At 68.5% G+C, this 23,502-nt stretch carries 21 protein-coding genes; 12 read left to right on the top strand and 9 right to left on the bottom strand.

Going from position 1 to position 23,502, the window contains the following annotated elements; translation table 11 throughout:
- The first annotated feature begins 20 nt into the window (after window positions 1-20).
- Window positions 21-3,413 (top strand): CHAT domain-containing protein, encoded by a 3,393-nt coding sequence (locus ABD768_RS09435; RefSeq protein ID WP_344839487.1) that lies wholly within the window; start codon window positions 21-23, stop codon window positions 3,411-3,413.
- On the opposite strand, the gene ABD768_RS09430 is transcribed toward ABD768_RS09435, so the two are convergent.
- The 4 genes from ABD768_RS09430 to ABD768_RS09415 all read right to left on the bottom strand — a co-directional run bounded on the left by ABD768_RS09430 (window position 3,398) and on the right by ABD768_RS09415 (window position 6,693).
- Window positions 3,398-4,330 (bottom strand): hypothetical protein, encoded by a 933-nt coding sequence (locus ABD768_RS09430; RefSeq protein WP_344839484.1) that lies wholly within the window; start codon window positions 4,328-4,330, stop codon window positions 3,398-3,400. The genes ABD768_RS09435 and ABD768_RS09430 overlap by 16 nt on opposite strands.
- Window positions 4,327-4,719, bottom strand: coding sequence for a hypothetical protein (locus tag ABD768_RS09425; protein WP_344839483.1), 393 nt, complete (start codon window positions 4,717-4,719; stop codon window positions 4,327-4,329). The genes ABD768_RS09430 and ABD768_RS09425 overlap by 4 nt, the downstream gene beginning before the upstream one ends.
- 37 nt (window positions 4,720-4,756) lie before the next feature.
- Window positions 4,757-5,755 (bottom strand): GDSL-type esterase/lipase family protein, encoded by a 999-nt coding sequence (locus ABD768_RS09420; protein ID WP_344839481.1) that lies wholly within the window; start codon window positions 5,753-5,755, stop codon window positions 4,757-4,759.
- A 68-nt stretch (window positions 5,756-5,823) separates the two neighbouring features.
- The gene (locus ABD768_RS09415; protein ID WP_344839479.1) at window positions 5,824-6,693 is read right to left on the bottom strand and encodes an LLM class flavin-dependent oxidoreductase; all 870 of its coding nucleotides are present in this window, start codon (window positions 6,691-6,693) and stop codon (window positions 5,824-5,826) included.
- 132 nt (window positions 6,694-6,825) lie between these two features.
- Between ABD768_RS09415 and ABD768_RS09410 the strand changes: the two genes are divergently transcribed.
- From ABD768_RS09410 to ABD768_RS09395, 4 genes are all read left to right on the top strand, one after another.
- Window positions 6,826-7,806 carry a pyridoxal-phosphate dependent enzyme gene (locus ABD768_RS09410; RefSeq protein WP_344839477.1) on the top strand — a complete coding sequence of 327 codons (981 nt, stop codon included), beginning with the start codon at window positions 6,826-6,828 and terminating at the stop codon, window positions 7,804-7,806.
- 4 nt (window positions 7,807-7,810) lie between these two features.
- Window positions 7,811-8,719 carry a ribonuclease Z gene (locus ABD768_RS09405; RefSeq protein WP_344839475.1) on the top strand — a complete coding sequence of 303 codons (909 nt, stop codon included), beginning with the start codon at window positions 7,811-7,813 and terminating at the stop codon, window positions 8,717-8,719.
- 91 nt (window positions 8,720-8,810) lie between these two features.
- The gene (locus ABD768_RS09400; protein ID WP_343983161.1) at window positions 8,811-9,218 is read left to right on the top strand and encodes a nitroreductase family deazaflavin-dependent oxidoreductase; all 408 of its coding nucleotides are present in this window, start codon (window positions 8,811-8,813) and stop codon (window positions 9,216-9,218) included.
- Between the two features lie 74 nt (window positions 9,219-9,292).
- Window positions 9,293-9,541, top strand: coding sequence for a hypothetical protein (locus ABD768_RS09395; protein ID WP_343983165.1), 249 nt, complete (start codon window positions 9,293-9,295; stop codon window positions 9,539-9,541).
- A 10-nt stretch (window positions 9,542-9,551) separates the two neighbouring features.
- On the opposite strand, the gene ABD768_RS09390 is transcribed toward ABD768_RS09395, so the two are convergent.
- The gene (locus ABD768_RS09390) at window positions 9,552-10,688 is read right to left on the bottom strand and encodes an epoxide hydrolase family protein (RefSeq protein ID WP_344839470.1); all 1,137 of its coding nucleotides are present in this window, start codon (window positions 10,686-10,688) and stop codon (window positions 9,552-9,554) included.
- 63 nt (window positions 10,689-10,751) lie between these two features.
- Here ABD768_RS09390 and ABD768_RS09385 point away from each other — a divergent pair, with 63 nt between their 5' ends.
- Window positions 10,752-11,699: a helix-turn-helix transcriptional regulator gene (locus ABD768_RS09385; RefSeq protein ID WP_343983171.1), complete on the top strand. Its 948-nt coding sequence runs from the start codon at window positions 10,752-10,754 to the stop codon at window positions 11,697-11,699.
- On the opposite strand, the gene ABD768_RS09380 is transcribed toward ABD768_RS09385, so the two are convergent.
- Window positions 11,686-12,969 carry an FAD-binding oxidoreductase gene (locus tag ABD768_RS09380; RefSeq protein WP_344839467.1) on the bottom strand — a complete coding sequence of 428 codons (1,284 nt, stop codon included), beginning with the start codon at window positions 12,967-12,969 and terminating at the stop codon, window positions 11,686-11,688. The two genes, ABD768_RS09385 and ABD768_RS09380, sit on opposite strands and share 14 nt — an antisense overlap.
- Before the next feature lie 77 nt (window positions 12,970-13,046).
- Between ABD768_RS09380 and pdxR (ABD768_RS09375) the strand changes: the two genes are divergently transcribed.
- Window positions 13,047-14,468 carry a MocR-like pyridoxine biosynthesis transcription factor PdxR gene (pdxR, locus tag ABD768_RS09375; protein ID WP_344839465.1) on the top strand — a complete coding sequence of 474 codons (1,422 nt, stop codon included), beginning with the start codon at window positions 13,047-13,049 and terminating at the stop codon, window positions 14,466-14,468.
- A gap of 117 nt (window positions 14,469-14,585) precedes the next feature.
- On the opposite strand, the gene ABD768_RS09370 is transcribed toward pdxR (ABD768_RS09375), so the two are convergent.
- Window positions 14,586-15,416, bottom strand: coding sequence for an oxidoreductase (locus ABD768_RS09370; protein WP_344839463.1), 831 nt, complete (start codon window positions 15,414-15,416; stop codon window positions 14,586-14,588).
- Between the two features lie 100 nt (window positions 15,417-15,516).
- Between ABD768_RS09370 and ABD768_RS09365 the strand changes: the two genes are divergently transcribed.
- From ABD768_RS09365 to pdxR (ABD768_RS09355), 3 genes are all read left to right on the top strand, one after another.
- Window positions 15,517-16,074, top strand: a complete 558-nt coding sequence (locus tag ABD768_RS09365; protein WP_343983185.1) for a TetR family transcriptional regulator — start codon at window positions 15,517-15,519, stop codon at window positions 16,072-16,074.
- 122 nt (window positions 16,075-16,196) lie between these two features.
- Window positions 16,197-18,074 carry a trypsin-like peptidase domain-containing protein gene (locus ABD768_RS09360; RefSeq protein WP_344839461.1) on the top strand — a complete coding sequence of 626 codons (1,878 nt, stop codon included), beginning with the start codon at window positions 16,197-16,199 and terminating at the stop codon, window positions 18,072-18,074.
- A gap of 568 nt (window positions 18,075-18,642) precedes the next feature.
- Complete coding sequence (gene pdxR / locus ABD768_RS09355; RefSeq protein WP_344839459.1) at window positions 18,643-20,088, top strand: MocR-like pyridoxine biosynthesis transcription factor PdxR; 1,446 nt, start codon at window positions 18,643-18,645, stop codon at window positions 20,086-20,088.
- Here the strand turns inward: pdxR (ABD768_RS09355) and ABD768_RS09350 are convergent.
- Window positions 20,055-20,951 (bottom strand): NAD-dependent epimerase/dehydratase family protein, encoded by an 897-nt coding sequence (locus ABD768_RS09350; protein WP_344839456.1) that lies wholly within the window; start codon window positions 20,949-20,951, stop codon window positions 20,055-20,057. The genes pdxR (ABD768_RS09355) and ABD768_RS09350 overlap by 34 nt on opposite strands.
- Window positions 20,951-21,382: a cupin domain-containing protein gene (locus ABD768_RS09345; RefSeq protein ID WP_343973939.1), complete on the bottom strand. Its 432-nt coding sequence runs from the start codon at window positions 21,380-21,382 to the stop codon at window positions 20,951-20,953. The genes ABD768_RS09350 and ABD768_RS09345 overlap by 1 nt, the downstream gene beginning before the upstream one ends.
- A 154-nt stretch (window positions 21,383-21,536) precedes the next feature.
- Between ABD768_RS09345 and ABD768_RS09340 the strand changes: the two genes are divergently transcribed.
- Together ABD768_RS09340 and ABD768_RS09335 are read left to right on the top strand one after the other, a co-directional pair.
- Window positions 21,537-22,970 (top strand): MFS transporter, encoded by a 1,434-nt coding sequence (locus ABD768_RS09340; RefSeq protein ID WP_344839453.1) that lies wholly within the window; start codon window positions 21,537-21,539, stop codon window positions 22,968-22,970.
- Window positions 22,967-23,500 carry a TetR/AcrR family transcriptional regulator gene (locus ABD768_RS09335; protein ID WP_344839450.1) on the top strand — a complete coding sequence of 178 codons (534 nt, stop codon included), beginning with the start codon at window positions 22,967-22,969 and terminating at the stop codon, window positions 23,498-23,500. The genes ABD768_RS09340 and ABD768_RS09335 overlap by 4 nt, the downstream gene beginning before the upstream one ends.
- The last annotated feature ends 2 nt before the right edge of the window (window positions 23,501-23,502 follow it).

The following is a 23,502-nucleotide window of genomic DNA, read 5'->3' as shown; positions in this document are numbered from 1 at the left end:
TGGGCCGACATACTTGCCGTGTGGTCGGGCGTCGGGGGCGGAGATCGAGGAGCGGTCGTGATCGCTCGCTGCGGTTCATCCGCGGGGTCATCTCCCGGTACGAGCGGTCGCAAGACCCGGGCGAGCTGTTGTCCGAGGAGGTCGACGGCCGGGTGCAGGACGCGATGGGCGACGTTCTCCGGAGTGACTTCGCCCTTCCTGTGTGGACTTCTGGGGTGGACGTCGAGCTGGCGAAGGCGATCGCGGAGTACTACTGGTGCCGGTACGAGGCCGGAGCTGATGACGTCGACCGGGGGATCGCCTTGGAGTTCGACGGTCTGGCGAGTCGCGGCGAGTTGACCTGGGAAGCGTATGACCCGATGCTCAACCGCGAGCCGCCGCCAGAGACGCACAACGAGGACGCCGGTGCGGAACGTGACGCTCGCTGGGCCGTCGACGCCACCGCCGCCGAGCTGGTCGAGGAGCTTTTGCCGTTTGCCGCGGAGCACGGCCCAGATGCTGCTGCCGCCAACCTCGTTCCTCGTCTGTACCTCCATCGCAGCCTCGAAGAGGCGGACGAACTAGCCGGTACGGTCGCCGCGATGTTCATGGAAGAGCCGCGTGCCCGGCGCCTGGGGCTCGACGTCGCCGAAGCCCTGTTCTCGGAGATCGCAGCGATCAAGCCCGATCCTGCTGACCGCAGCCAGATGGCGGCGAACATCGCAGTGGTCCTCCGCACCCGGTTCGAACGTTTCGGTGTGCCGGCCGACATCGACGCGGCGATCGAGGCCGGCCGAACCGCGCAGGTCCTGGCCGACCCGTACCCGGCGCTCGAGGCGGAGGCGTCCTACGTCCTCGGCCGTGCACTGCTGGCCCGTGGTGTGCAGCAATCCAGCGCCCACGATCTGGCCGAGAGCGTCGCGGCCTTCTTCCAGGCCACCCAACGAGCCGCACCGAACAATGAGCGCCGATGGATGTACCTCGAGGGACGCGCCGTCGCGTTGCGCGACCTTGCCCTGGCCACAGGGGACCTGACACGGCTGGACGAGGCCGTCGAGATCGCGCACATCGCGATTCGCTTCGCGCCACCGGACCAGCAACCGGGGCCGCGGGTGAACCTCTCGGCGGCCCTCATCTCGCGTCTGGACCGCACCGGCAGCGTGGCTGACCTGGACGACGCGTACGACGCGGCGGAACAGGCAGTGCGGGCCGGGCAGAGCCCGAGCCGGATGCAGCAACTCGCCCGGGTGCTGTTGCGGAGGTATGAGTGGCGCAACAATGCCGAAGACCTGGACTCCGCGATCCTGCTGTACCGCGGCGCCCTCGACCTGCTCTACGAGGACAGCGCACGCCATCGTGAGGGTGCGCGCGACCTCGGCCTCGCGCACCAACGCCGGTTCGCCCGTTTCGGCGAGCGGTCCGACCTGTACAACGCGATCTACTACGGTGCGATGGCGGCCGATCCGAACACCGACAGCGGACGGGACCGCATCGAGCGGCTGGCCGACTACGGCCTCGAGCTCGGCCAGTCCCTCAAGGACGCCGACGATCAGCAGTTGGCCGCCGAGGCGATCGCGGTCGCGCGGAGAGGCTTGGACGCCGTCGATACCGGCCATCCGGATCGAGTGGTCTACCTGCACAACTACGTCACCGCGTACCTGAGAGCCCAACCATCTCCCGGTACCGGCCAGGCTGAGCTGGATCGGGTCATCAGTGCGGCAGAGGAATCGGTCAGCGCGCTCTCCCGGGACCACTCGGGCCGCCCGCGTTCGCTGAGCTTGCTGGCCACCAGCCTGCTCGCCAGGTACGACGTGAGCCTCGATCCCGCGGACCTGGCCGAGGCCGAGCGGGCCTGTCGCGAGTCGCTGGACACAGCAGCCGCCGACGACCCACAGCTCCACCGGTATGTGATCGGTCTCGCCGGCGTCCGAGTACGTGAGTTCCGAACCAACGGCGACCACGAGGCCGCTCGGGCAGCCATCGGCCATAGCCGGGACGTCGTCGCCGACAGTGCTGTCCCGACCTTCCTCCGGGCCCAGATCGCGAAGCTGTGGGGTGAGCTGGCGGCCGACCTGGGCGACTGGAGCACGGCGCTCGAGGGCTTCAGCGCGGCGGTCGGGCTACTGCCTGAGCTGGTTTGGCGCGGTCTCGAGCACCGGGAGCGACGTCGGCTGCTCGCCGAGCTGGCCGGGTTGCCGTCCCAGGCCGCGGCTGCCGCTCTGAACCAAGGCCGACCGGAGTTGGCGATCGAGCTCCTGGAGACCGGTCGCGGCGTACTGCTGATGTCTCCGGGCGCCGAGGCGGACCCCGAACTCGCGGAACTGCATGACCAGCTGAACGGGCTGACCGACAGACGGGAGTACTGGGCCGGCCCGCGACGCCGCGAACTCGCTCGGCGCTGGGACGAACTGACTGCGCGCCTGCGGGCCGCCGGCGGATCGAGGTACGGGGAAATTCGCGACGTGGCGGTCGACGGACCGGTCGTCGTGGTCAACGTGAGCCGCTACCGGTGCGATGCATTGATCGTGACCGATACAGGTCTCACCGTGGTACCACTGCCTGCCATCGATCTGCCCGAGGTGACCCGGCACGCGGAGGATTTCGACTGTGCGATCCGCGAGCCCGGCCGGCTGAGGTCGCGGGTCGTCGTGCTGCAGACCTGTGACTGGCTGTGGGAGACGATTGCCGGGCCGGTGCTGGCGGCGTTGGAGCCGACGCGGGTAGGCCGGCTGTGGTGGTGTTTGACGGGGCCGATGATGGCGCTCCCACTGCACGCGGCGGGCGAGGTCCCAGATCGGGTGATCTCGTCGTACACCCCGACGCTGACGGCGCTGGTCGCCGCGCGGGGCCGCCTGGTCCGGGAGTGGCGGTCCGCGTTGATCGTGGCGATGCCCGAGACGCCGGGCCTGTCGGCTCTCCCGCATGCCGAGCGGGAGAGCGAGGTGGCCGCGGGCCGGTTGCCGGCACCTCGGGTGCTGTCCGGGCCGGACGCAACCTGGCGGGAGGTGGTGGCGGCGATGGAGCAGGCCGACGTCGTGCATTTCGCCTGCCACGGCAGGCAGGACGCCGACGTACCGTCCGATGGGCGGCTCATCCTGGCTGACGATCCGCTCACGGTCGTCGAGCTCATCCGGATCGGGGTCGTGCCGAGGTTCGCCTTCCTGTCTGCCTGCGAGACCGCCCGTGGCGACGTCGGCGTTCCGGATGAGTCTCTGCACCTTGCAGGTGCGCTCTTCCTCGCAGGCTGCCCGCAGGTCATCGGAACCGTCTGGCCGGTCAGCGATGCCCGGTCAGTCGACCTCGTGGCCGAGGTGTACGACGCCGTACCGGCGGTCGGCCCGGCGTCAGCTCTGCATGCCGCCGTTGCGACCGTGCGCCGCCGCTTCCCGGACGACCCGATGCGGTGGGCATCGCACGTTCACTTCGGTCCTTGATGCTCGTACGCGGTCGACACGGTCGCGCCCTGTCGCCAGGACGCGCACAGTTCGGCGGCCAGCTTCCGTTCTGCTTCCTGATCGGCGGGCAATGGCAGGTGCAGTGCGGCGAGCAGGTCGAACCGGTGCAGATCGAACGCTGCCTCGATCGCTTCGCCGTACGCCATCGCCGACTCCACAGCGCCGCGGTAGGCCAACAGGCCGATGGCGACCGGCACCAGCGCCAGGAAGAGCCACCATCCTGAGCTGAGCAGCAGCACCAGCCCAGCCGCACCGGTCACCAGCGAGACCGCACACAGTCGCACTGAGAAGTCCATCGTGTTGCGCCGGTCGTCGACGATCTCACGGACCCGCTCACCGAGCACCGGGTAAAGCCGTGGCCAGGCAACCACCGCATCCCACCCGAACCGTGCTCCGGCGCACGCCTCGGCTGCCGCCAACGCGTTGCCGAACGCCGTCGCCCGGACGGCGTCCTTCGCCGGGTAACGCTTGGCCAACGTGGTCGCGGCGATTCCGATCCGATTGAGCTCGTCCTGGGTGAGAGCCTCGGGCCGCTCCGGCAACGCGGCAGCCCTGACCATCGCCTCCCGGCGCTCCTCGTGCCGCCTCCGCAGCCGGCCACCGAGCCGGTCGAGCCGCCGCGGCCAGTATCCCTCCACCAGTCGGACCAACCCCAACTGCAAGGGCTGCGTCGCTGCCCCGATCACGGTGAGCGCAACGGTCAGCAGCAGTACTTCGCCCAGCCCGAGCCCACCGGCGATGGACCAGGCCCGACCGAACCGCAACTCACCTGGTGCGCCGGCCCAGATCACCACCAACAGGAACAAGGCGGCGCCATAGAACGGAAGGTAGTTCACGAGCCCGAATCTGCCGCCGAACACGTCCCCCAAGGGCTTGGCCGCGGCGTCCAGGTTCATCGCTCCAGCTCCAATGCTCCGTGTCCGTCCACGCACCGCGGCTCGTCCCGCGGATCGACCTGAAGCCGGTACGTCACCCGCCCGCACTCCGCACAGACGAACTTCAGCAACTCGTACGTCGCCGAGTAGCCCGGCAGGGTCGCTCCGTCACCGGTACCGACCGAACGCTCCTCCTCGACCGGCACCAAGACGTGATCTCGGCTCGTACCGCCGACCACCTCATCTCCGACCACCAGCGCGACCGCGTCCAACCGGCTCTCCGTCGTGAACAGTTCCTCGAGTACGTCGGCCGCCCGCAACACCTCGAAACCCATCGGCAACTCCACCCGCGGCACCCGATCCGGCGCGTCCCTCTGGTCGCGCAGAATTCTGTACTCGTCCCCAGCCATGCCCGCATTATCTCCGTCAGCAGCCATCGCCGGGTGGTCAGAGCGGGAGGGTCAGGAGTGGGGCCAGGCGGGTCGCTATCAGGTGGTAGCCATCGGGGGTGGGGTGGACATCGTCGGCGTACAGGGTTCGGGCTTCTTCGGGGGTGAGGATGGTGCGGCCGTCGACCAAATGGAGGTCGGGGTCGGCGAGGGTGCGGGCGCCTAGGGATACGCAGGCTCGGATGTCGTCGAGGGTTAGGCCTACGGCGTTGGGTTTGCCTTCGAGGGTGGGGGCTACCAGGGGAGTGATGACGACCATGGGGGTGTGGGGGTGGCCGTCTCGGACTGTGCGGAGGAAGGCTTCTACCTGGCCGGGGAGGGTTCGGCCGTTGTAGGTTTCGCCGCCGTAGATGTTGATGCCTAGGCAGAGGGAGATCAGGCGGGCTGGGGTGTCGCGGATGGTGCGGGCGGCGATGGGGTCCAGGTGGCATTCGCCGGCTAGGCCTAGGGAGACCAGGTCCCAGCCGTGTTGGCGGGCTACCAGGGCGGGCCAGGTTTCGGAAGGGCCGTTCGCGCCGGTGCATTGGGTGATGGAGCTGCCGTAGGTGATCCAGCGGGGGCCAGTTGGTGGGAGTGGTTCGGCTTCCCCGGTGAAGGAGACGGTTCGTACGCTGATGGCGCCGGCCTGCGGTAGCCAGATCTCGAGATCGCCCGAGCCGGGGAGGGGGACGGTGATTTGTTGTTCGCCGAAGTCCAAGGGTTGGCGGTAGTGGAGCTCGCCGTTGAGGAGGAAGTCGACAGGGGCGGACTCCGCGTAGATGGTGGGGGTGTTGCGGATCTCCAGGGTTACGGAGGTTGCCGTCGTACGCCAGGAGGCTCGTACTCCGGCGGGTGTGGCGGCGCGTAGCCAGAGGCGGTGGCCGGGGCGGTCTGGGCGGCCTAGCCAGTCGTGGAGTTCGAAGGGCTGGTCGCGAGGGTCCAGGCGCCAGAAGGTCAGCCAGCCGTCGTCGTCCACGGCTCGGTATCGGTAGCCGGTCCAAAGCGGATCACTGCCCACTGCGCACCACCTCGAGTCGAACCGACAGTCCCCGCATTCTCGCCTATCCCGGCGCGGCGGCGGCAAGGTCAGCCGAGGAGTGGTCTGACCTCCTCGGCGATGAAGCGGGCGAAGGCGGCGATGTCGGGTTCGTCGGCGCAGGGTTGGATGGAGATACCGGTTGCGCCGGCGGCGGCCAGTTCCAGGAAGCGGTCGGCGATGGCGGTCGGGGAGCCGGCCGCGCCTGTGTCGGGGCCGCCGGGGATGCCGTAGTTCGCCAGCTCGGCATCCACCCGGGCACGCGCGTCCGGCCCTGTTGCAACGGGCAGGCTGGCGAACACCTCATGCGGTCGGCCGTCCGCTGCGGCCAGGGTGATTTCGGCTGACTCCTTCACAGCGGTGGGCGGTAGGCCGAGGGAGAGGAGGGTGCCGGTGCCTAGTTCGCCTGCGGAGGCGAGGGAGCGGGGGCCGGCGGCGCCGATCAGCAGCGGTGGCGGTTGCAGCGGGGGATACGCCAGCTCCACTTCACTCAGATTCACGTACCGCCCCGACACCGTCACGGACTCGCCATCCAGCAATCGCCGCAACGCAAGAGCAAACTCCCGCAGCAAGGTCAGGGGCGCGTCGGCCTGTACGCCGGATTGCCCCATCCACATCTGTACGCCGTGCCCGATCCCGCCCACGAACCGCCCGGGGAACAGTCGGTCGATCGTCGCCAACTCCATTGCCGCCTGAGCCACCGAGCGCAGCGCCACCGGTAGGAGCGCGATCCCCACTCGCACCCGCTCAGTGGCAGCCAAGGCGACCACTGCGCTGGCGACGGCGCTCTCCTTGAAGCAGTCCTCTGACACCCAGAAGTCGTCCAGCCCGGCGGCGTCGACCGACACCGCGACCGACCGGAGCGTCTCCGGCGGCAAAGACGGAGGGAACACGAGTCCGATACGCAATGAACCAGTCATCGCTCCACCCTCGCCGACCCCACCGACAGTTTCCCCCGAAGCCGTGTCCCCGGCCGGGCGAGCGGCGGCTGGGCCGAGCCGGATAGCGTGGCGAGAGTTCCGACGTACCCCCGCTGATGTGAGGAGATCCGGATGACTCAGGCGCCGTCCCCCGCCGAGATCGCGGCGAAGGCCGAGGAGTTCGCGCCGAGGCTGCGCGAGCATCTGCCGCCCACCCCGCTGGTCACCTTCGACGCGTTCAGTGACGAGCTCGGCGCCGAGGTGCTGGTGAAGAGTGAGCATCGGCAGCGGACCGGGTCGTTCAAGGCGCGGGGGTCGATGGCGAAGATCCTCACGCTGACCGATGAGCAGCGGGAGCGTGGGGTGGTGACCGCGTCGACCGGTAATCACGCGCTCGGTGTCGGGAACGCGCTGGCGGCGCTCGGTGGTCGCGGGATCGTGTATCTGCCGGAGAACGCGTCGCCCAGCAAGGTCGGCGCGCTCAAGCGGTTCGGTCTGGAAATCCGGGCCGAAGGCAACGATTCCGGCGTACTCGAACCGAAGGCTCGCGCCTACGCGGCAGAGCACGACCTGACCTACGTCTCGCCCTACAACGACCCGGACATCATCGCAGGCCAAGGCACGGCGGCGCTGGAAATCCTCCAACAGATAGCAGACAAGCCAATTGACGCGGTAGTGGTAGCGGTCGGTGGCGGCGGCCTGGTCAGCGGCGTCGCGGCAGTGCTCAAGAAGCACCTGCCCGGCATCAAGGTCTACGGCGCCTCGCCCGAGGTCGACGCAGCAATGGCAGCGTCGGTCGCGGCCGGCCAGATCATCGCGATCGAGGGCGGGGAAACACTCTCGGACGGTACGGCGGGCAGCGTCGAACCGGGCAGCATCACCTTCGACCTCTGCAGCCGGCTGGTCGACGACTGGGTCCTGGTCAGCGAGGACGCGATCAAGAACGCCCTGAGAATGGTGATCGACACCGAGCATCAGCTCGTCGAAGGCTCAGCCGCGATGGCCTTCGCAGCCGCCAAAGCCCGACAGCACCAACTCCAAGGCAAACGAGTAGCCGTCGTCAGTTGCGGCGGAAATATCTCCTCGACAACGCTCATCAAGGCACTAGCCTGACCAAGTGCGAGAACTGGTTGTGCTGGGCACCAGTAGTCAGGTGGCGTCGCGGGAGCGGAACCAGAACGGCTACTTCCTGCGCTGGGACTCCGAAGGCTTCCTGTTCGATCCGGGCGAGGGTACGCAACGGCAGATGCTGTACGCCGGTGTGCCCGCGACCGCCATCACGCGACTCTGCGTCACCCACTTCCACGGCGACCACTGCCTCGGCGTACCGGGTGTCATCCAGCGGTTGTCGCTCGACGACGTGCAGCACCCCGTCCACGCGCACTACCCGCAGTCCGGGCAGGAGTACTTCACCCGGCTCCGGTACGCCGCTTCGTTCTACGAGCGGGCCGAATTGCGGGAGGAGCCGGTGGAGGAGGACGGGTTGCTCTCCGTCGGCAGCTTCGGCCAACTCTGGGCGCGCAGGCTGGAGCACCCCGTCGAGTCCTTCGGTTACCAGCTGATCGAGCCCGACGGTCGCCGGATGCTGCCCGAGGAGCTCAGCCGGTACGGCGTAAGTGGACCCGCCGTAGGCCGTCTTCAACAGGCCGGATCGCTGGTCGTCGACGGCCGCACGGTCACCATCGAGCAAGTGAGTGAACCCCGTGCCGGTCAGCGGTTCGCGTTCGTGATGGACACCCGACTCTGCGACGGCGTCTTCCGGCTCGCCGACCGGGCCGACCTGCTGGTGATCGAGTCGACCTACCTGTCGTCGGAGGCCCAGCTGGCCAGGAACTTCGGCCACCTGACCGCGCGCCAAGCGGCCCGGGTCGCGCAGGAGTGCGGCGTACGGAAGCTCGTGCTCACCCATTTCTCTCAGCGGTACACCGATCTCACCCCCTTCCACGCGGAGGCGGCCGAGGAGTTCGACGGCGAGATCGTCGTCGCCACGGACCTGGCCCGTACGCCGGTACCGGCCCGCCGCTGATCCGCCTGCTGACCCCCGGTGGCTGACCGGGAACAACCGGTGCCGGATGATGGTTCTAAGTTCTATTACCCGCGCGAGCAAGGAGAACTGAATGCTGTACGGAGCAGAGCACATCGAGCGCTACGAAGCGACTGATGGCGCCGAAGGATACGACTTCGGCGACCACGGCGCGGAGATCCTCATTCTGACCACGGTCGGCCGGAAGTCGGGCGAGGAGCGCAAGAACGCACTGATCTTCCGTGAGGTCGACGGTGGCTACGCGGTCGTCTCCTCCGCCGGTGGCGCGCAGGCGCACCCGGGCTGGCACTTCAACCTCGTGGCGGACCCGAACGTGAAGGTCCAGATCAAGGGCGACAAGTTCGCCGCCAAGGCACGGATCGCCTCCGACGAGGAGCGCGCCGCCATCTGGCCGAAGATGGCCGAGGTCTGGCCGGACTACAACGAATACACCAAGAAGACCGACCGGGTGATCCCGATCGTCATCCTCGAGCGCCAGTAGCAACAGCACCGCGGCCGCCGCCGTCGAGCGGCGGCCGTGAAGTGATCGAGATGCCGTGGCTCTAAGCTTCAGCTGTGTCACTGAGTGTTCTGGAGAACCGGGTCGAAACTGGGCCCGTCGACTGGCTGGCGGTGCTGGCCAGGGAGAAGGTCGCGCTCGCGATGGCGGTCCGGCTCGGGGACTGGATGTCGCAGGGCTACAGCCACCTCGCGCTCGGCCGGGCCGCGCTGGCTCTGGGCGACGAGCGCAGAGGACTGCAACAGCTTGCCGAGGGCACGTACATTCTGCGTGCCCTCGGCATCAATCCGGATCCAGCGGCCTAGCTGAAGAATCTCACCGCAGGTCGCGGAAGAACTCACGGACGTCGCCGACCAGGATCTCCGGCTCCTCCAGCGCCGCGAAGTGCCCACCGCGGTCCACGTCGGTCCAGCGCGTGATGTTGTTGGTGGGTTCGCAGTACTTCCGGATGCAGACGTCGTGCGCAAAAGCGAGCACGGCCGTCGGTACGCCGGAATTGACCGGCTGCTCGCCCCACGAGTTCTGCGCGTACCCGACGTACGCCGCCGAGCTCGCCGTACCGGTCAGCCAGTAGATCATCACGTTGGTCAGCAGCCGGTCCCGGTCGATGATCGTGTCCGGCAGCGCGCTGCGCGGATGCGTCCACTCGCGGAACTTGTCCATGATCCAGGCGAGCTGCCCGACCGGTGAGTCGACCAGTCCGTACCCGATCGTCTGCGGCCGGGTCATCTGGATCTGGATGTAGCCGAACTCCTCGCGCTGGAACGCCTGGATCCGCGCCATCCGATCCTGCTCCAGCGGAGTCAGCGTCGCGAGCTCCTCCGCCGACATCTGCATCGGCGGCAGGTTCGGCCCACCATTCGTGTGAACGCCGACGACATGCTCGGGCGCCGATCGGGCGACCTCCGGCGAGACCGCCCCACCGATGTCACCACCCTGTACGCCGTACCGCTCGTACCCGAGCTCGGCCATCAACTTCGCCCAGGCCCGCCCGATCCCGGCCCGGGTCCAGCCGCTCTCGTGCACCGGCCCCGAGAACCCGAACCCCGGCAGCGACGGAATCACCAGATGAAAGGCATCCGCTGCGTCGCCACCATGAGCCTCGGGATCGGTCAGCGGCCCGATGATGTCCAGGAACTCGGCGATCGAACCCGGCCAGCCGTGGGTGAGTACCAACGGCAAGGCGTCCGGGTTGGGCGACTTCACGTGCAGGAAGTGGATCAGTTGACCGTCGATCTCGGTCGTGTACTGCGGGAAGCTGTTCAGCTGCTTCTCCGCCGCGCGCCAGTCGTACTCGGTCCGCCAGTACTCGACCAGCTCACTCAGCCAACTGACCGGTACGCCGGTGTCCCAGCCGTCACCGGGCAGCGGCGCGGGCAGCCGGCTGTGGTCGAGCCGGTACTTGAGGTCGTCGAGGGCACTCTGCGGGATGTCGATGGTGAAAGGCTTCATGTCTCCGACTCTCTCACCCAGTTAGGTCAGCCTGTGTCCTAGCTGGATGACAGACTTCAGAACATGTTGGAAACCTCGGCACGCCTCCTCAAGCTGCTCTCCTTGCTGCAGTCCCCGCGCGACTGGAGCGGTACTGCGCTCGCCGAGGAGCTGGGCGTCGGCGTACGGACCGTCCGCCGCGACGTCGACAAGCTCCGCAACCTCGGCTACCCGGTCGACGCCGTACCGGGAGTCGCCGGCTACCGGCTCGGCGCCGGAGCCGCCCTGCCACCCCTCCTGCTCGACGACGAGGAAGCGGTCGCCGTCGCCATCGGGTTGCGCGCGGCCGCGACCGGAAGCGTGGCGGGCATCGAGGAGTCGTCGGTCCGCGCACTGACCAAGCTCGAACAGGTCCTGCCGTCGCGCCTGCGCCACCGAGTGCGACTCCTGCAATCGGTCGCCGTCGCCCCATCGGTCGGCGCCGCCGTCTCACCCGAGGTGGTGATGGCGGTCGCGACTGCCGCCCGCGACCATCAACGCCTCCGCTTCGACTACCGCAGCCACGACGGCACCTCCACAGTCCGTACTACGGAACCGCACCGACTCGTCCACACCGGGCGAAGGTGGTACCTGGTCGCCTGGGACCTGGACCGCGACGACTGGCGGACCTTCCGCCTCGACCGCCTCGAGCCGCGCATCCCCACCGGTCCCCGCTTCACCCCACGCGACGCCCCCGAACTCGACCGCACAATGCAGGGCGTGGCCTCAGGCGGCTACCGCTACCAGGCCGAATTCGTCATCCAGGCCCCCGCCGAGCAGATCGCCGACCGAATCCCCAGCACCGTCGGCGCAGTCGAGTCGATCGACGACAGCAGTTGCCTGCTCAAGGTCGGCTCGAACTCCCTCGACGACCTCCTGATGCACACCGGCTCCCTCGGCTACGACTTCACGATCCTGGAGCCGTCAGAACTCATCGAGCGCTCACACCTGCTCGCCGCTCGGCTGACCGCGGCAACCGTCAGGCCGGCTTGATGTTCTGGTTCAGGTGGAAGATGTTCGCCTGGTCCCAGATGGTCTTCAGCATGGTCAGGCGGGCCAGCTTGGCGGGCGGGAAGGCGCGGTTGACGGTCTCGCCGTTCAAGGTGTTGAGGTAGGCGCCACCGGCGTACTGGTCGATGGTGGCGGCGTACGCGCGAATGGTGGCGATGCGCTCGTCGTCATCCTTGGCGTCCTCCCAGCGCGTGGCGGTGACGAACTCGAAGAGGGTGTCGCGGTGGCTGAAGGCCGCGTCCTCGTCCGGTACTTCGGAGATCGCGCCGCCGTAGGCCTGCAGGCTCGCGCCGATGCCGGGGTTGCGGAGCAGAGCGCGGATCGCCTCGTCGGGCAGACTCTTGAAGTAGTGGCCCTTCCAGTAGCGGCGGAAGCGGTGACCCTGGACGTTGTCGTCGCGGGTCTGCAGGGTCAGGTAGGACATCTCCTCGACGGACTCGCTCGTGGCGTTGCCCATTGCCCGGAAGGCGTCGAGCAGTGCGTCGGGGTTGCCGGGGGCGCCGACCCAGACGAAGCCGACGGTGACCCGGTCGCCGTTGATGCTCGCCGTGAAGGTTGCTTGGCGCGGGGCGGTGGCGTTCAGGTCGCGCCAGGCCTGCAGGATTTCGAAGGCCTCGGCGGTGGGGTAGGTGAAGTCGGCGACGAGCGCGCGGGTGCCGATCTGGTGCAGCCGGAAGACGAACTCGGTGACGATGCCGAAGTTGCCGCCGCCACCGCGCAGGCCCCAGAACAGTTGCGGGTTCTCCGTCGCCGACGCCGTGACGACATCGCCGTCGGCGGTGACCAGTTCGTAGGAGAGGACGTTGTCGCAAGCGAGTCCGTACTGCCGTGCCAGCCAGCCCATGCCGCCGCCAAGGGTGAGCCCGCCGACGCCGGTGTGCGAGACGTTGCCGGCCGTCGTGGCGAGTCCGTACTTCTGGGCGGCACGGTCGAGCTCGCCGAGCAGCGCGCCGCCCTGGACCCGGGCGACCTTGGCGTCCGGGTCGACGTCGACCTCGGCCATCGGGGTGAGGTCGATCATCAGGCCGCCTTCGGGGACCGCGAGGCCGGCGATGTTGTGCCCACCGCAGCGCACGGCGATCTCGAGCTCGTTGGCCCGGGCGTAACGGACGGCGGCGGCGACTTCGGCGGTGCTACGGCAGCGGGCGATCGCGGCCGGGTAGCGGTCGACCATGGCGTTCCAGACGGTGCGCGCCTCGTCGTACCCGGTGTCGCCGGGGTGCAGCAAGGTCAGGGTGTCGGTGGCGGTCATCGTGCTGCTCCTCTGGCTGGAATTTGCTGTTGTCTCCACCCTGACAGCGAAGCGGTACCCGGATAAGGTCCAGTTGTATGAGCCGATCCAGGACCAATTCGGGGGCCGGGGAGCTGCTGGTCGAGCTGCGCCGGGATGGTTCCGTGCCGCTACATCAACAGTTGGAGAGCGGGATCCGGGAGCGGATCCGGCAGGGGTTGCTCCGCGCCGATACGGTGATGCCGGCGACGCGAGCGCTCGCCGCAGACCTTGGGTTGTCGCGGGGAGTGGTGGTCGAGGCGTACCAGCAACTGGTCGCCGAGGGGTATCTGGTCAGCCGGGCAGGTGGGTACACACAGGTTGCCCCGGCCGCTGTTCCTGGCTCTACAGCGAAGCTGACAACCATCGCTACACAACAGATCGTTGGGCCGCCGCGGATCGACTTTCGGTACAGCCGGCCTGATGTGACGCAGTTTCCGCGGGCGGCTTGGTTGCGGTCGGTTCGGAGGGTGCTGAACGAGACGCCGCATCGGGCGCTGGCCTATCTGGACGGGCAAGGGGCGATCGAGTTGCGGGAGGCGATGGCCGATTACCTCAACCGGGTTCGCGGGACGTCGGCGCAGGCGGAGAACATGCTTGTTTGCAACGGGTTTGCACAGGGATCGCGGTTGTTGCTCCAGGTGCTCGCCGCCGCTGGGTACAAGCGGTTGGCGGTTGAGGATCCGTCCGATGACGAGCTTCGCGGGGTGGCGGCCGCGGCTGGGTTGGAGGCTGTCGGCGTACCGGTGCTGGAGGCTGGGTTGGACGTCGAGGCGCTTGAGCGGTCGGGGGCGGACGTCGTACTGGTGACGGCGGCGCATCAGTTTCCGACCGGGGCGGTGACGTCGGCCGCGACGCGGGCCGCGCTGATCGAGTGGGCGACGCGGCGGGAAGCCTTGATCATCGAGGACGATTACGACGCGGAGTACCGGTACGACCGGGAGCCGATCGGGGCGATGCAGGGGCTCGCGCCGGAGCGGGTGGCGTATGCGGGGACGGCGAGCAAGACGCTGGCGCCGGGGTTGCGGCTGGGGTGGTTGATCCTGCCGGAGTGGTTGGTGGAACCGATGGCGGCGGCGAAGTTCGTGGACGATCGTGGGTCGTCGGTGCTGGACCAGTTGACGTTCGCGGACTTCGTGGCGCGGGGTGAGTTCGACCGGCATCTGCGGCGGATGCGGCCGCGGTACCGGGCGTTGCGTGATCTGCTCGTCGGGCAGTTGGCTTCACGGGTGCCGGATCTGCGACCGGTCGGGGTGTCGGCCGGGCTGCACGTGCTGACCTGGCTGCCGCCGGACCTGACCGAGCGCGACGTGACGCAGGCCGCACGCGAACGCGGCGTCGGGGTCTATGGGCTCAGGCCGTACTGGGTGCAGAACCCCGGTCCTGACGGTCTGGTCTTCGGCTACGGCAGCCTGACCGCCTCAGATGTTGCTGAAGGCATCGACCTGCTCGCGGACGCCGTCGCCGCCGTACGGAAGTAGGACACTGATGGTGGACCGCTACGTCGACACGGTGATCGTCCAGATCCTCGACGCCCCTGACCATCGACCGCACCCACATGATCGGCAACTCCTGGGGCGGCATGATCGGCGGGAGTCTTATTCGTAGTCGGTTGAGGTGGTGAGGTGGGCCCAGTGGGCGGCTTCTTCGGCGCGGGAACGGGAGGCGCGGTCGGCGTGCTCCAATGCGTCTTTGCCGAGCAACAGGCGAAGCGGCGGCTCGTCGAGCGCGACGACGGTGATGATGGCTGCGGCCGCCTTGGCGGGATCGCCGGGTTGTTGGCCGTCTACCTTGAGGCGGTAGCGGTTGAGCTCGCCGACCGTTGACTCGTAGTCGGCCCCGACAGCAGCGATCGTCATCGACGAACCGCCCCAGTCCGTGCGGAAGGCGCCGGGCTCGACGATCGTCACCTTCACACCGAAGGGCTTCACCTCATTGCTGAGCACCTCCGAGAACCCCTCGACGGCGAACTTCGCAGTCTGATAAGCACCCATGCCCGGCGTACCACCAACCCGCCCGCCGATCGACGAGAACTGCAGGAAGTGGCCGGCGCGCTGCGTACGGAAGTACGGGAGTGCCGCCTTGGTGACGTTCACGACGCCGAACAGGTTGGTCTCGAGCTGCGCACGGAAGTCCTCGTCGGGCGTCTCCTCGATCGGCGCGCTGTTCGCATAGCCGGCGTTGTTCGCGACGACATCCAGACCACCGAACTCGTCGATCGCCGTCTGGACCGCGCTCCGAGCCGCCTCGGCGTCCGTCACGTCGAGCGCGACGGCGCGGATCTGATCGCCGTACCGCGCGACGAGGTCGTCGAGCTGTTCGGGCTTGCGGGCGGTGGCGACGACGCGGTCGCCGCCGGCGAGGACTGCCTTGGTGAGCTCGCGGCCGAGGCCGCGGGAGCTGCCGGTGATGAGCCAGGTCTTGCTCATGATCTCTCCGTAAGAATGTAACTGACTGGTTGGATAGTTCTATGAAACCTCGCCTGACGGCAAGATGCAACTGACCGGTTGGTTGGCTACCCTGGACGGCATGCAGAGAGACGCGGAACGGACCCGGCGGCAGATCCTCGTGGCGGCGACCGAGGAGTTCGCCGAGCGCGGGATCGCCGGGGCGCGGGTGGACCGGATCGCGACGGTCGCCGGGTGCAACAAGGCGATGCTGTACGCGTACTACGGGAGCAAGGACGGGCTGTTCGACGCGGTCTTCACGGCGTACGTGGAGCTGTATCTGGCGGAGGTGGGGTTCGACGCGGAGGATCTGCCGACGTACGCGGGCCGGGTCTTCGACTACTTCGAGCGGAATCCGGGGCATCTGCGGCTGGCGACGTGGTACCGGCTGGAGCGGCCGCAGGGTGCGCAGCTGGATGCGGTGGTTGCGGTGAATGCTGAGCGGTTGGGGGCGCTGAAGGAGGCGCAGTCGGCGGGGGAGGTACCGGCGGACTTCTCACCGGTCGCGTTGCTGTCGTTGATCCAGTCGATCGCGACGAGTTGGTCGACGATGAATCCGGAGTACAGGGCTGCTCAGCCGGCCCGGACGGTGCGCCGGCAGGCGGTTGTGAAGGCGGTCGAACTGCTTCTTCATCGGTAGTTCACAGGGGTGTTCCAGGTCACTTCGGATTCTCAGGTGATTCATCGGTTCAGCCGATGGAGTTCTCAGACTGCCGAGGTCTACTCGTTGTCAGGCAGGAAGGGCTGAGGAGGCAACGGGACATGAACAGCACCGAAGGACCGCAGGAACCGGGAAACCAGAACCCGGACAACCAGCAGTCGGCGCAGGCAGGCGGCGTGCAGGCAGAAGGCGTGCAGCCTGAAGGTGTGCAGGCGGAAGGTGTGCAGGCGGGAGGCGCCGCGGAGGCAGCCGGTGGGTCGGCGCAGCAGCAGCCCGCACCGCTGCAGCAGGCCGCACCGCAGGAGCCGCTCGCACCGCAGGCGCAGACACCGGGTCCGGCGCAGCCTTCGGCGAATCCCCAGCCAGGGCAGGGATACCCGCAGCAGGGATGGGTGCCGGACGGGCAGCCACACTACGGTCCGGCCTATCTCGGCAACGGCCCGCAGGGCCAACCCCAGTACGGCCAAGCTCCCCAGGGCCAAGCTCCCCAGAGCAACGCTCCTCACGGGCAGGCGGCTTACGGGCAAGGGCCGTTTGGTCCGGGGGCGTACGGGCAGGGGCCTTATGGCAATGGGCAGTTTGGGCCTTCGCAGTACGGGCAGCAGTACGGGCCGCCGGCGTACGGGCCGCAGTGGGGGCCGCAGGCGGTGGCGCCTAAGCGGCAGCATAAGCGGTTGCCGATGGTGATCGGGGCGCTGGGGCTGGCGGCGGTTGTGGCGGCCGGAGCCGTTGCCTGGGGCATCGACCAGCAGTCGAACGCGAACAGCTCCACGATGTCGCAGGTGATGACTCCGTCGGCGGTGGCGGCGAAGGTGACGCCCGGGCTGGTCGACGTGAACACCGTGCTCGGCTACCAGGGCGCCCGCGCCGCCGGTACCGGCATCGTGCTGACCTCCGACGGCGAGATCCTCACCAACCACCACGTGATCGCCGGCGCGACCGAGATCAGCGTGGTCGACAAGGGCAACGGCAAGACGTACAAGGCCACCGTCGTCGGCTACGACACGGCGCACGACATCGCGGTACTGAAGCTGAAGGACGCGTCCGGGCTGGAGACGGCGAAGATCGGCGACTCGTCCAAGGTGAAGGTCGGCGACCAGGTCGTCGGCATCGGCAACGCGGGCGGCAAGGGCGGTACGCCGAGCTACGCGGCCGGCGCCGTCACCGCGCTGAACCAGGCGATCACCGCGACCGACGAGTCCGGCGCCAATCCGGAGAACCTCACCGGGCTGATCCAGACCGACGCGAACATCCAGCCTGGTGACTCCGGCGGTCCGCTGGCCAACTCGGCCGGCGAGGTGATCGGCGTCGACACCGCGGGCGGCACCAGCAACCCGGGCAGCGGCAACTCGCAGACCGGGTACAACCCGAACGTCAACAACAGCAAGGTACCCAGTACTGCGATCGCCGCACTGACCGCCTACGGGAACGGCTCCGGCAACGGCGACGGCAACAGCTCCGGCGACGGCAACGGCCCCTTCGGCGACGGCAATGGGCCGTTCGGTGACGGCGGCGGTCTCCCCGGCCAGGGCTTCGGCAACGGCCAAGGCGATCAGGGCCAGGGCGACGGGCAGGGCGACGGGCAGGGGCAGAACGGTGGCCAGGCGACCACCACCGGGTACGCCGTACCGATCAACCAGGCGATGGACGTCGTCAAGCAGATCGAGTCCGGCAAGGAATCCGCGACCGTCCACATCGGAAGCTCCGCGATGCTCGGTGTCTCGGTCCTCTCCAACGCCAACGGCACCGTCGGCGCGGTCATCAACGACGTCGTCGCCAACGGTAAGGCGGCCGAGGCAGGCCTGGAGGCCGGCGACGTGATCACCAGCTTCGACGGCAAGACGATCGACTCACCCGACGCGTTGTCGACCGCCCTCAACGCCCACCACCCCGGCGACAAGGTCTCCGTCTCCTGGACCGACCAGTCCGGCACCCAACACACCAAGACCATCGAACTAACCACCGGCCCGGTTCGCTGACCCCCTCCCGTCACCGAACCGCCCCGAACGGGCCCGCGCGCTCCCTCCCCCAGAGCGCCCGGGCCCGTTCGCACACCCTCCCCCGACCCGACCCGACCCGACTCGCCAAGCCCCGCCCCCGACCTGGGCCCACTCCGGCCCACCACCCCGCCCCAGCGCCACCCCGCCCGCGCCCGCGCCACCGCGCCCGTGCCACCGCGACCGAGCGCCCATGCCGCCGCGACCGCGCCAGCCTGCCGCCGCGCCCGTGCGCCACCGCCACCGCCACCGCGCCCGTGCGCCCCGCCTCCGCCTCCGCCACCGCGCCCGTGCGACTGCGCCACTGCGGCCACGCTCATGCCGCCGTGCCTCCGGGTGCGGATTGCCGTGCAGGCGTAACCCTTTGTCTGCGGGTCGACACGCCGGGGTATGCGGTTTCCCGCTGAGGTTGGGTGTGCGCCGGCGTCCGGTAGTTGCCATCGGCAAGCAATCGCTCTGGCGGTGACACTGGCCAAGGCGTCGACGGCGTCAGCCTCCATCTCGGGGAACCCCCGGGGCGGGGGAGGTGTGGGCATGCCAGGGTGGGGTTGTGACGAAGGCGGGCGGGGGACTCGATCTGCATCTGGAGTTGCTGGATCCGGCGCAGGCGGTCGGGCGTGCGCTGGAGCAGGCGCTTCGTGAGGCGATTCGTACCGGACGGCTGGCGGCGGGGGTGAAGTTGCCGGGAACGCGTTCACTGGCCGGCGACCTCGGAGTCGCCCGGGGAACCGTGGTCCAGGCCTACTCACAGCTGGTCGCTGAAGGCTGGCTGGTGGGCCGCCCAGGCGCCGGCACCCAAGTAGCAGCAGTAACCGCCGCCCCCACCAACAACCCCGTCGCCCGGAGGGTGCCGGGCTTTGCCGCACCTCATGGTGAGCAGTTGGATTCCAAGGGGTTGGAGGTTCTGAGTTTGCAGGCTGGGCGGCCGGATCTCAGTTCGTTTCCCCGGGAGGTTTGGGGGCGGGCGGTGCGGCGGGTGTTGGCGGGGTCCGCCAGTGAGAGCTTTGATTACGCGCCGCCGGAAGGGCTGTTGGTACTACGGAACGCGGTGGCCGACTACGTGTCGCGGGCTCGGGGAGTGCGTGCGGGGGCTGGGGATGTGGTGATCACTGCCGGGTACTCGCATGGGCTGGCCTTGTTGGCGCGGACGTTCCGTGAGCTCGGGATGGATCGCGTGAGCATGGAGAATCCGGGCCTGGCGCGGCATCGGAAGTTGGTTGCGGCGGCGGGGTTGGAGGTCAGCCCGTTGTCGGTCGACGCGTCGGGGGCGGATCCCGACGGCGTACGAGGGCAGGTCGCTGTGTTGACGCCGGCTCATCAGCATCCGCGAGGGGCGGTGCTGGCTCCCGAGCGGCGGATGAAGTTCGTCGAGTGGGCGAAGGACGGGTTCGTTGTCGAGGACGACTACGACGGTGAGTTCCGGTACGACCAGCAGCCGGTTGGGGCCATGCAGGCGCTTGCTCCCGACCGGGTGATCTTCGCCGGCTGCGCGAGCAAAGCTCTTGCGCCAGGTGTCCGGCTCGGTTGGCTGGTTGTTCCGCCGGTACTACGGAAGCCGTTGCTGCAGGCAATGACCAGTACTGGCTCGGGTGTGTCCGCGATCGAGCAACTGGTGATGGCTGATCTGATCACCCGTGGCGACTACGACCGGCACATCCGCAAGGTCCGGCTGGAGTATCGCCGTCGCCGGACCGAGCTCGCCGAGCGTGTCAATACCGTCTGGCCCCATCCGCTCCAGGGCATCGCGGCCGGCCTGCACGCGATGCTCCCACTCGAATCGGCCGAGGAGGAGCGCAGGGTGATCGACGTCGCGCAGTACGGCGGATTGTCGGTGCATGGCCTGCATACGATGGGCTACTGGCACACCGAGGACGACTCGCAGCCGGCCGCGCTCGTCCTCGGTTACGCCACTCCGCCACCGCATGCTTGGCGGACGGCGCTCGACCGCCTCACCAAGGTGCTTCAGGCAACGAACCCCGCGCGCCAGGACGGGTAGCGCGGAATCCACTTCAAGTGCTTCCGGGCATAGTGGTTGTCCGCCCCGCGCGCCCACGGCGTGCGCTCCGACTCGACCAGCGCCGGCTCCGGCGCCCCCACCGACCGCGCAAACGCCGGTACCCACACACTGCCCGCCGACGGCTCGTCATCAACGACGTTGACCGGCCCGGTCGGCCACTCAAGAGCCTGTACGGCCGCACTCGCCGCATCCTCGATGTGCACGAAACTGGTGACATCCGCGTTCGGCAGCAGCTTGCCGATCCGAACCGCGTCGTCCATCAACGCGCCCTTCGCGTACCAGGTGCCCGGACCGTAGAACAGCCCGTACCGCAACACCACCCACTCAGGCGCCTCCGACACGATGTCCTCCAACACCCTGACCGCCTGAACCGTGTACCGCCGAGGCCCCTCAGCCCCAAGGTCAAGCGGGGTGTCCTCGATTGCAGGAGCCGGCGCGGTGGCGGTGGCGGGGGAGTTGGTGAAGGCGTCGCTCGCATCGTCGTCGGGGGCGTAGGCCCAGGCGATGCTTTGCGCGATCACCTTGCGCGCGCCGGCGGCGACCGCTGCGTCAACCAGGTTGCGGGTGCCGGTGCGGCGGATCTCCATGTTGGCCGCGTAGTCCTGGTTCGCCAGATCCGTCAGCTGATGCATCACCACCTCAGGCGCAGCGTCGGCAACCGCAGCCGCGATCGCCGCTGCGTCGTAGATGTCGGCGAGCACCGATTCAGCACCCTGGCTCCGCAGACCCTCAGCAGCCTCCGGCCGCCGGATCAACCCGGTGACCTGATGCCCCGCCGCCACCAACTCAGGTACAAGCAGCCGCCCAACAGCCCCGGTCGCCCCCGCCAAGAACACCCGCATCAGTGCCCCGCAGCTTCCGCACCAACGGCTCGCTCGGCACCCGAACCATCCCGCGGCGCTCCGCGCCGATCCCGCCTCGCTTCCAGTTCTTCGGCGTCCACGAAGGTGAGCATCGGTTCGCCGGGGACGCCGATCATCACCGCGACGAACTTGCTTTCGCGGTCGGGGAGGTTGTTGGCGGCCTGGTAGTGGATGACGTCGCCACCCGGTTCCCAGAACGCCTCGCCGGCCTTGATCACGTACGGGTCCTCGCCCTCCAGTTCGAACAGGATCTCGCCCTCGAGCAGGTAGCCGAAGACCGGTCCGGAATGCCGGTGCGGGGCCGCGCCGGCGTCGCCGGGTGGGAGTTCGTTGGTGATCGTCATGACCTCGGCGCCGGCCGGGACCATCGGCGGCACGATGTCGAGCAGCATCGTCAGTTTGTTCGTCATGCTCGCCAAGCTAATCCGCCGCCGGACCATTCGACTGGTCCACTTCCAACTCATTCCACTGGACCACTTGAGCCGTCGGACAGCAAAGGTGAACGATCGTTTAGCATTGGGGGTAAACAAACGTTCACCCCCAATGCCCGTGAGGACCTCCGAGTTGACCGTCCGTCCTGCTGCTCACCCACGCCTGGTACTCGCGGTGCTCTCCTCCTGCGGAGTGCTCGTCGCGGTCATGCAGACGATCGTCGTGCCGTTGCTGCCGCAGCTCCCCGCGCTGACCCACAGCAAGCCGGCCGACGTCAGCTGGCTGGTCACCGTGACCCTGCTGACCGGCGCGGTCTTCACCCCGCTGCTCGGTCGCGCCGGTGACATGTACGGCAAGCGCAAGGTACTGCTGATCGCGCTCGCATCGATGGTCCTCGGCTCCCTGCTCTGCGCCATCAGCTCGCTGCTGCCGGTACTGATCCTCGGCCGCGGTTTTCAGGGCGCGGCGGTCGCCGTCGTACCGCTCGGCATCAGCATCCTGCGCGACGAGCTCCCGCCGGAGCGCGTCATCCCGTCGATCGCGATCATGAGCTCGACCCTCGGCGTCGGCGCCGCGTTCGGCATCCCTGCCGCGACGCTCGTGGTCGAGTACCTCAACTGGCACACGATGTTCTGGATCTGCCTCGGTCTCGGCCTGCTCAACATCGCAGCCGTGCTGCTCGTCGTACCCGAGTCGAAGCTGCGCAGCAGCGGCCGCTTCGACATCCTGGGCGCGCTCGGCCTGAGCGGCTTCCTCGTCTGCCTCCTGCTCGCAGTCTCCAAGGGGAGCGCCTGGGGCTGGGGCTCGCCCAAGACCGTTGGGCTGTTCGTCGCCGCGCTGGCGATCGTGCCGCTCTGGGGCTGGTACGAACTGCGCAGCGCAACCCCATCGGTCGATCTGCGAGTGTCAGCTCGTCCGGCCGTGTTGTTCACCAACTTGGCGGCGCTGCTGATCGGCTTCGCGTTCTACGCCAACTCACTCAGTACTGCGCAACTCGTCCAGGAACCCAAGTCGACCGGCTACGGCCTTGGCGCGTCGATCGTGGTCAGCGGACTCTGCCTCCTGCCGGGTGGCGTCGCGATGGTGTTGCTCTCACCCGTCTCGGCCCGGATCTCGAAGGCTCGCGGGCCACGATTCACGCTCGCGGTGGCCTCCGGGCTGATGGCGCTCGGGTACCTCGTCCGCCTGTTCACCAGCGGGAACCTGGCCGCGATCGTGGTCGGCGCGACCGTTGTCTCGGCCGGAACCGCCGTGGCGTATTCGGCGCTGCCCGCCCTCATCATGCATGCTGTGCCGGTGACCGAAACGGCCGCGGCGAACGGCCTCAACACTTTGATGCGGACGATCGGCCAGGCGGTGTGCAGCGCCATCGTGGTGACAGTGCTGACCAACGTGGTCGCCACCCACTCCGGAGTCACCGCTCCGACCTTGCACGCATACCTGCTGGTCTTCGTGATCGCGGGCATCTGCGCGCTGGTCGCGGTCGGCCTGACGCTGCTGATCCCCGCACGGCGCGCAGTACCGGCCAGGCACCCCGAACTGGCCGAGGCAGGCCGTACGACGTGACCGACGCCAGCCGCCCCGCCATCCTCAAGGCAGCTCGCCGCGCCTTCGCCCGCCAGCCCTACGACGCGGTCACCCTGCGCGGCATCGCGGCCGACGCGAATGTCAGCGCCTCGCTGATCATCAAGCACTTCGGCGGCAAAGAGGCGCTCTTCGACCGGGTCGCCGACTTCAGCGACGCCGCCGCCCTCCTGCTGGCCGCGCCGGATGCCGAGCTGGGCCGGCACGCCGTCGAAACCCTGATCAACTGGCGCCGCGAAACCGAGACCGACCTGCTCCTCCGGGTCATCTTCGCGATCGGCGTCGGCGACGAACGCAAACTCCTCCGCGAGCACTTCCGCGACCAGGTCGTCCACGCCTACGCCCAACGCCTCACCGGCGACCACACCGCCATCCGCGCCGAACTGATCGTCGCCCATCTCCTGGGCCTCGGCGCCACCCTCTCCGTGGACAAGGAGGGTCCGACCGCCACGGCCGACCCCTCCCTGATCGCCGACCTCTATGGCCCAGGAATCCAGGCCCTGATCGGTTAAGC

This window comes from Kribbella ginsengisoli, from assembly GCF_039537185.1.
In the GTDB taxonomy this organism is placed as follows: domain Bacteria; phylum Actinomycetota; class Actinomycetes; order Propionibacteriales; family Kribbellaceae; genus Kribbella; species Kribbella koreensis.
The sequence above is the reverse complement of the archived record's forward strand: the minus strand, read 5'-3'. Positions and strand labels throughout refer to the sequence as shown.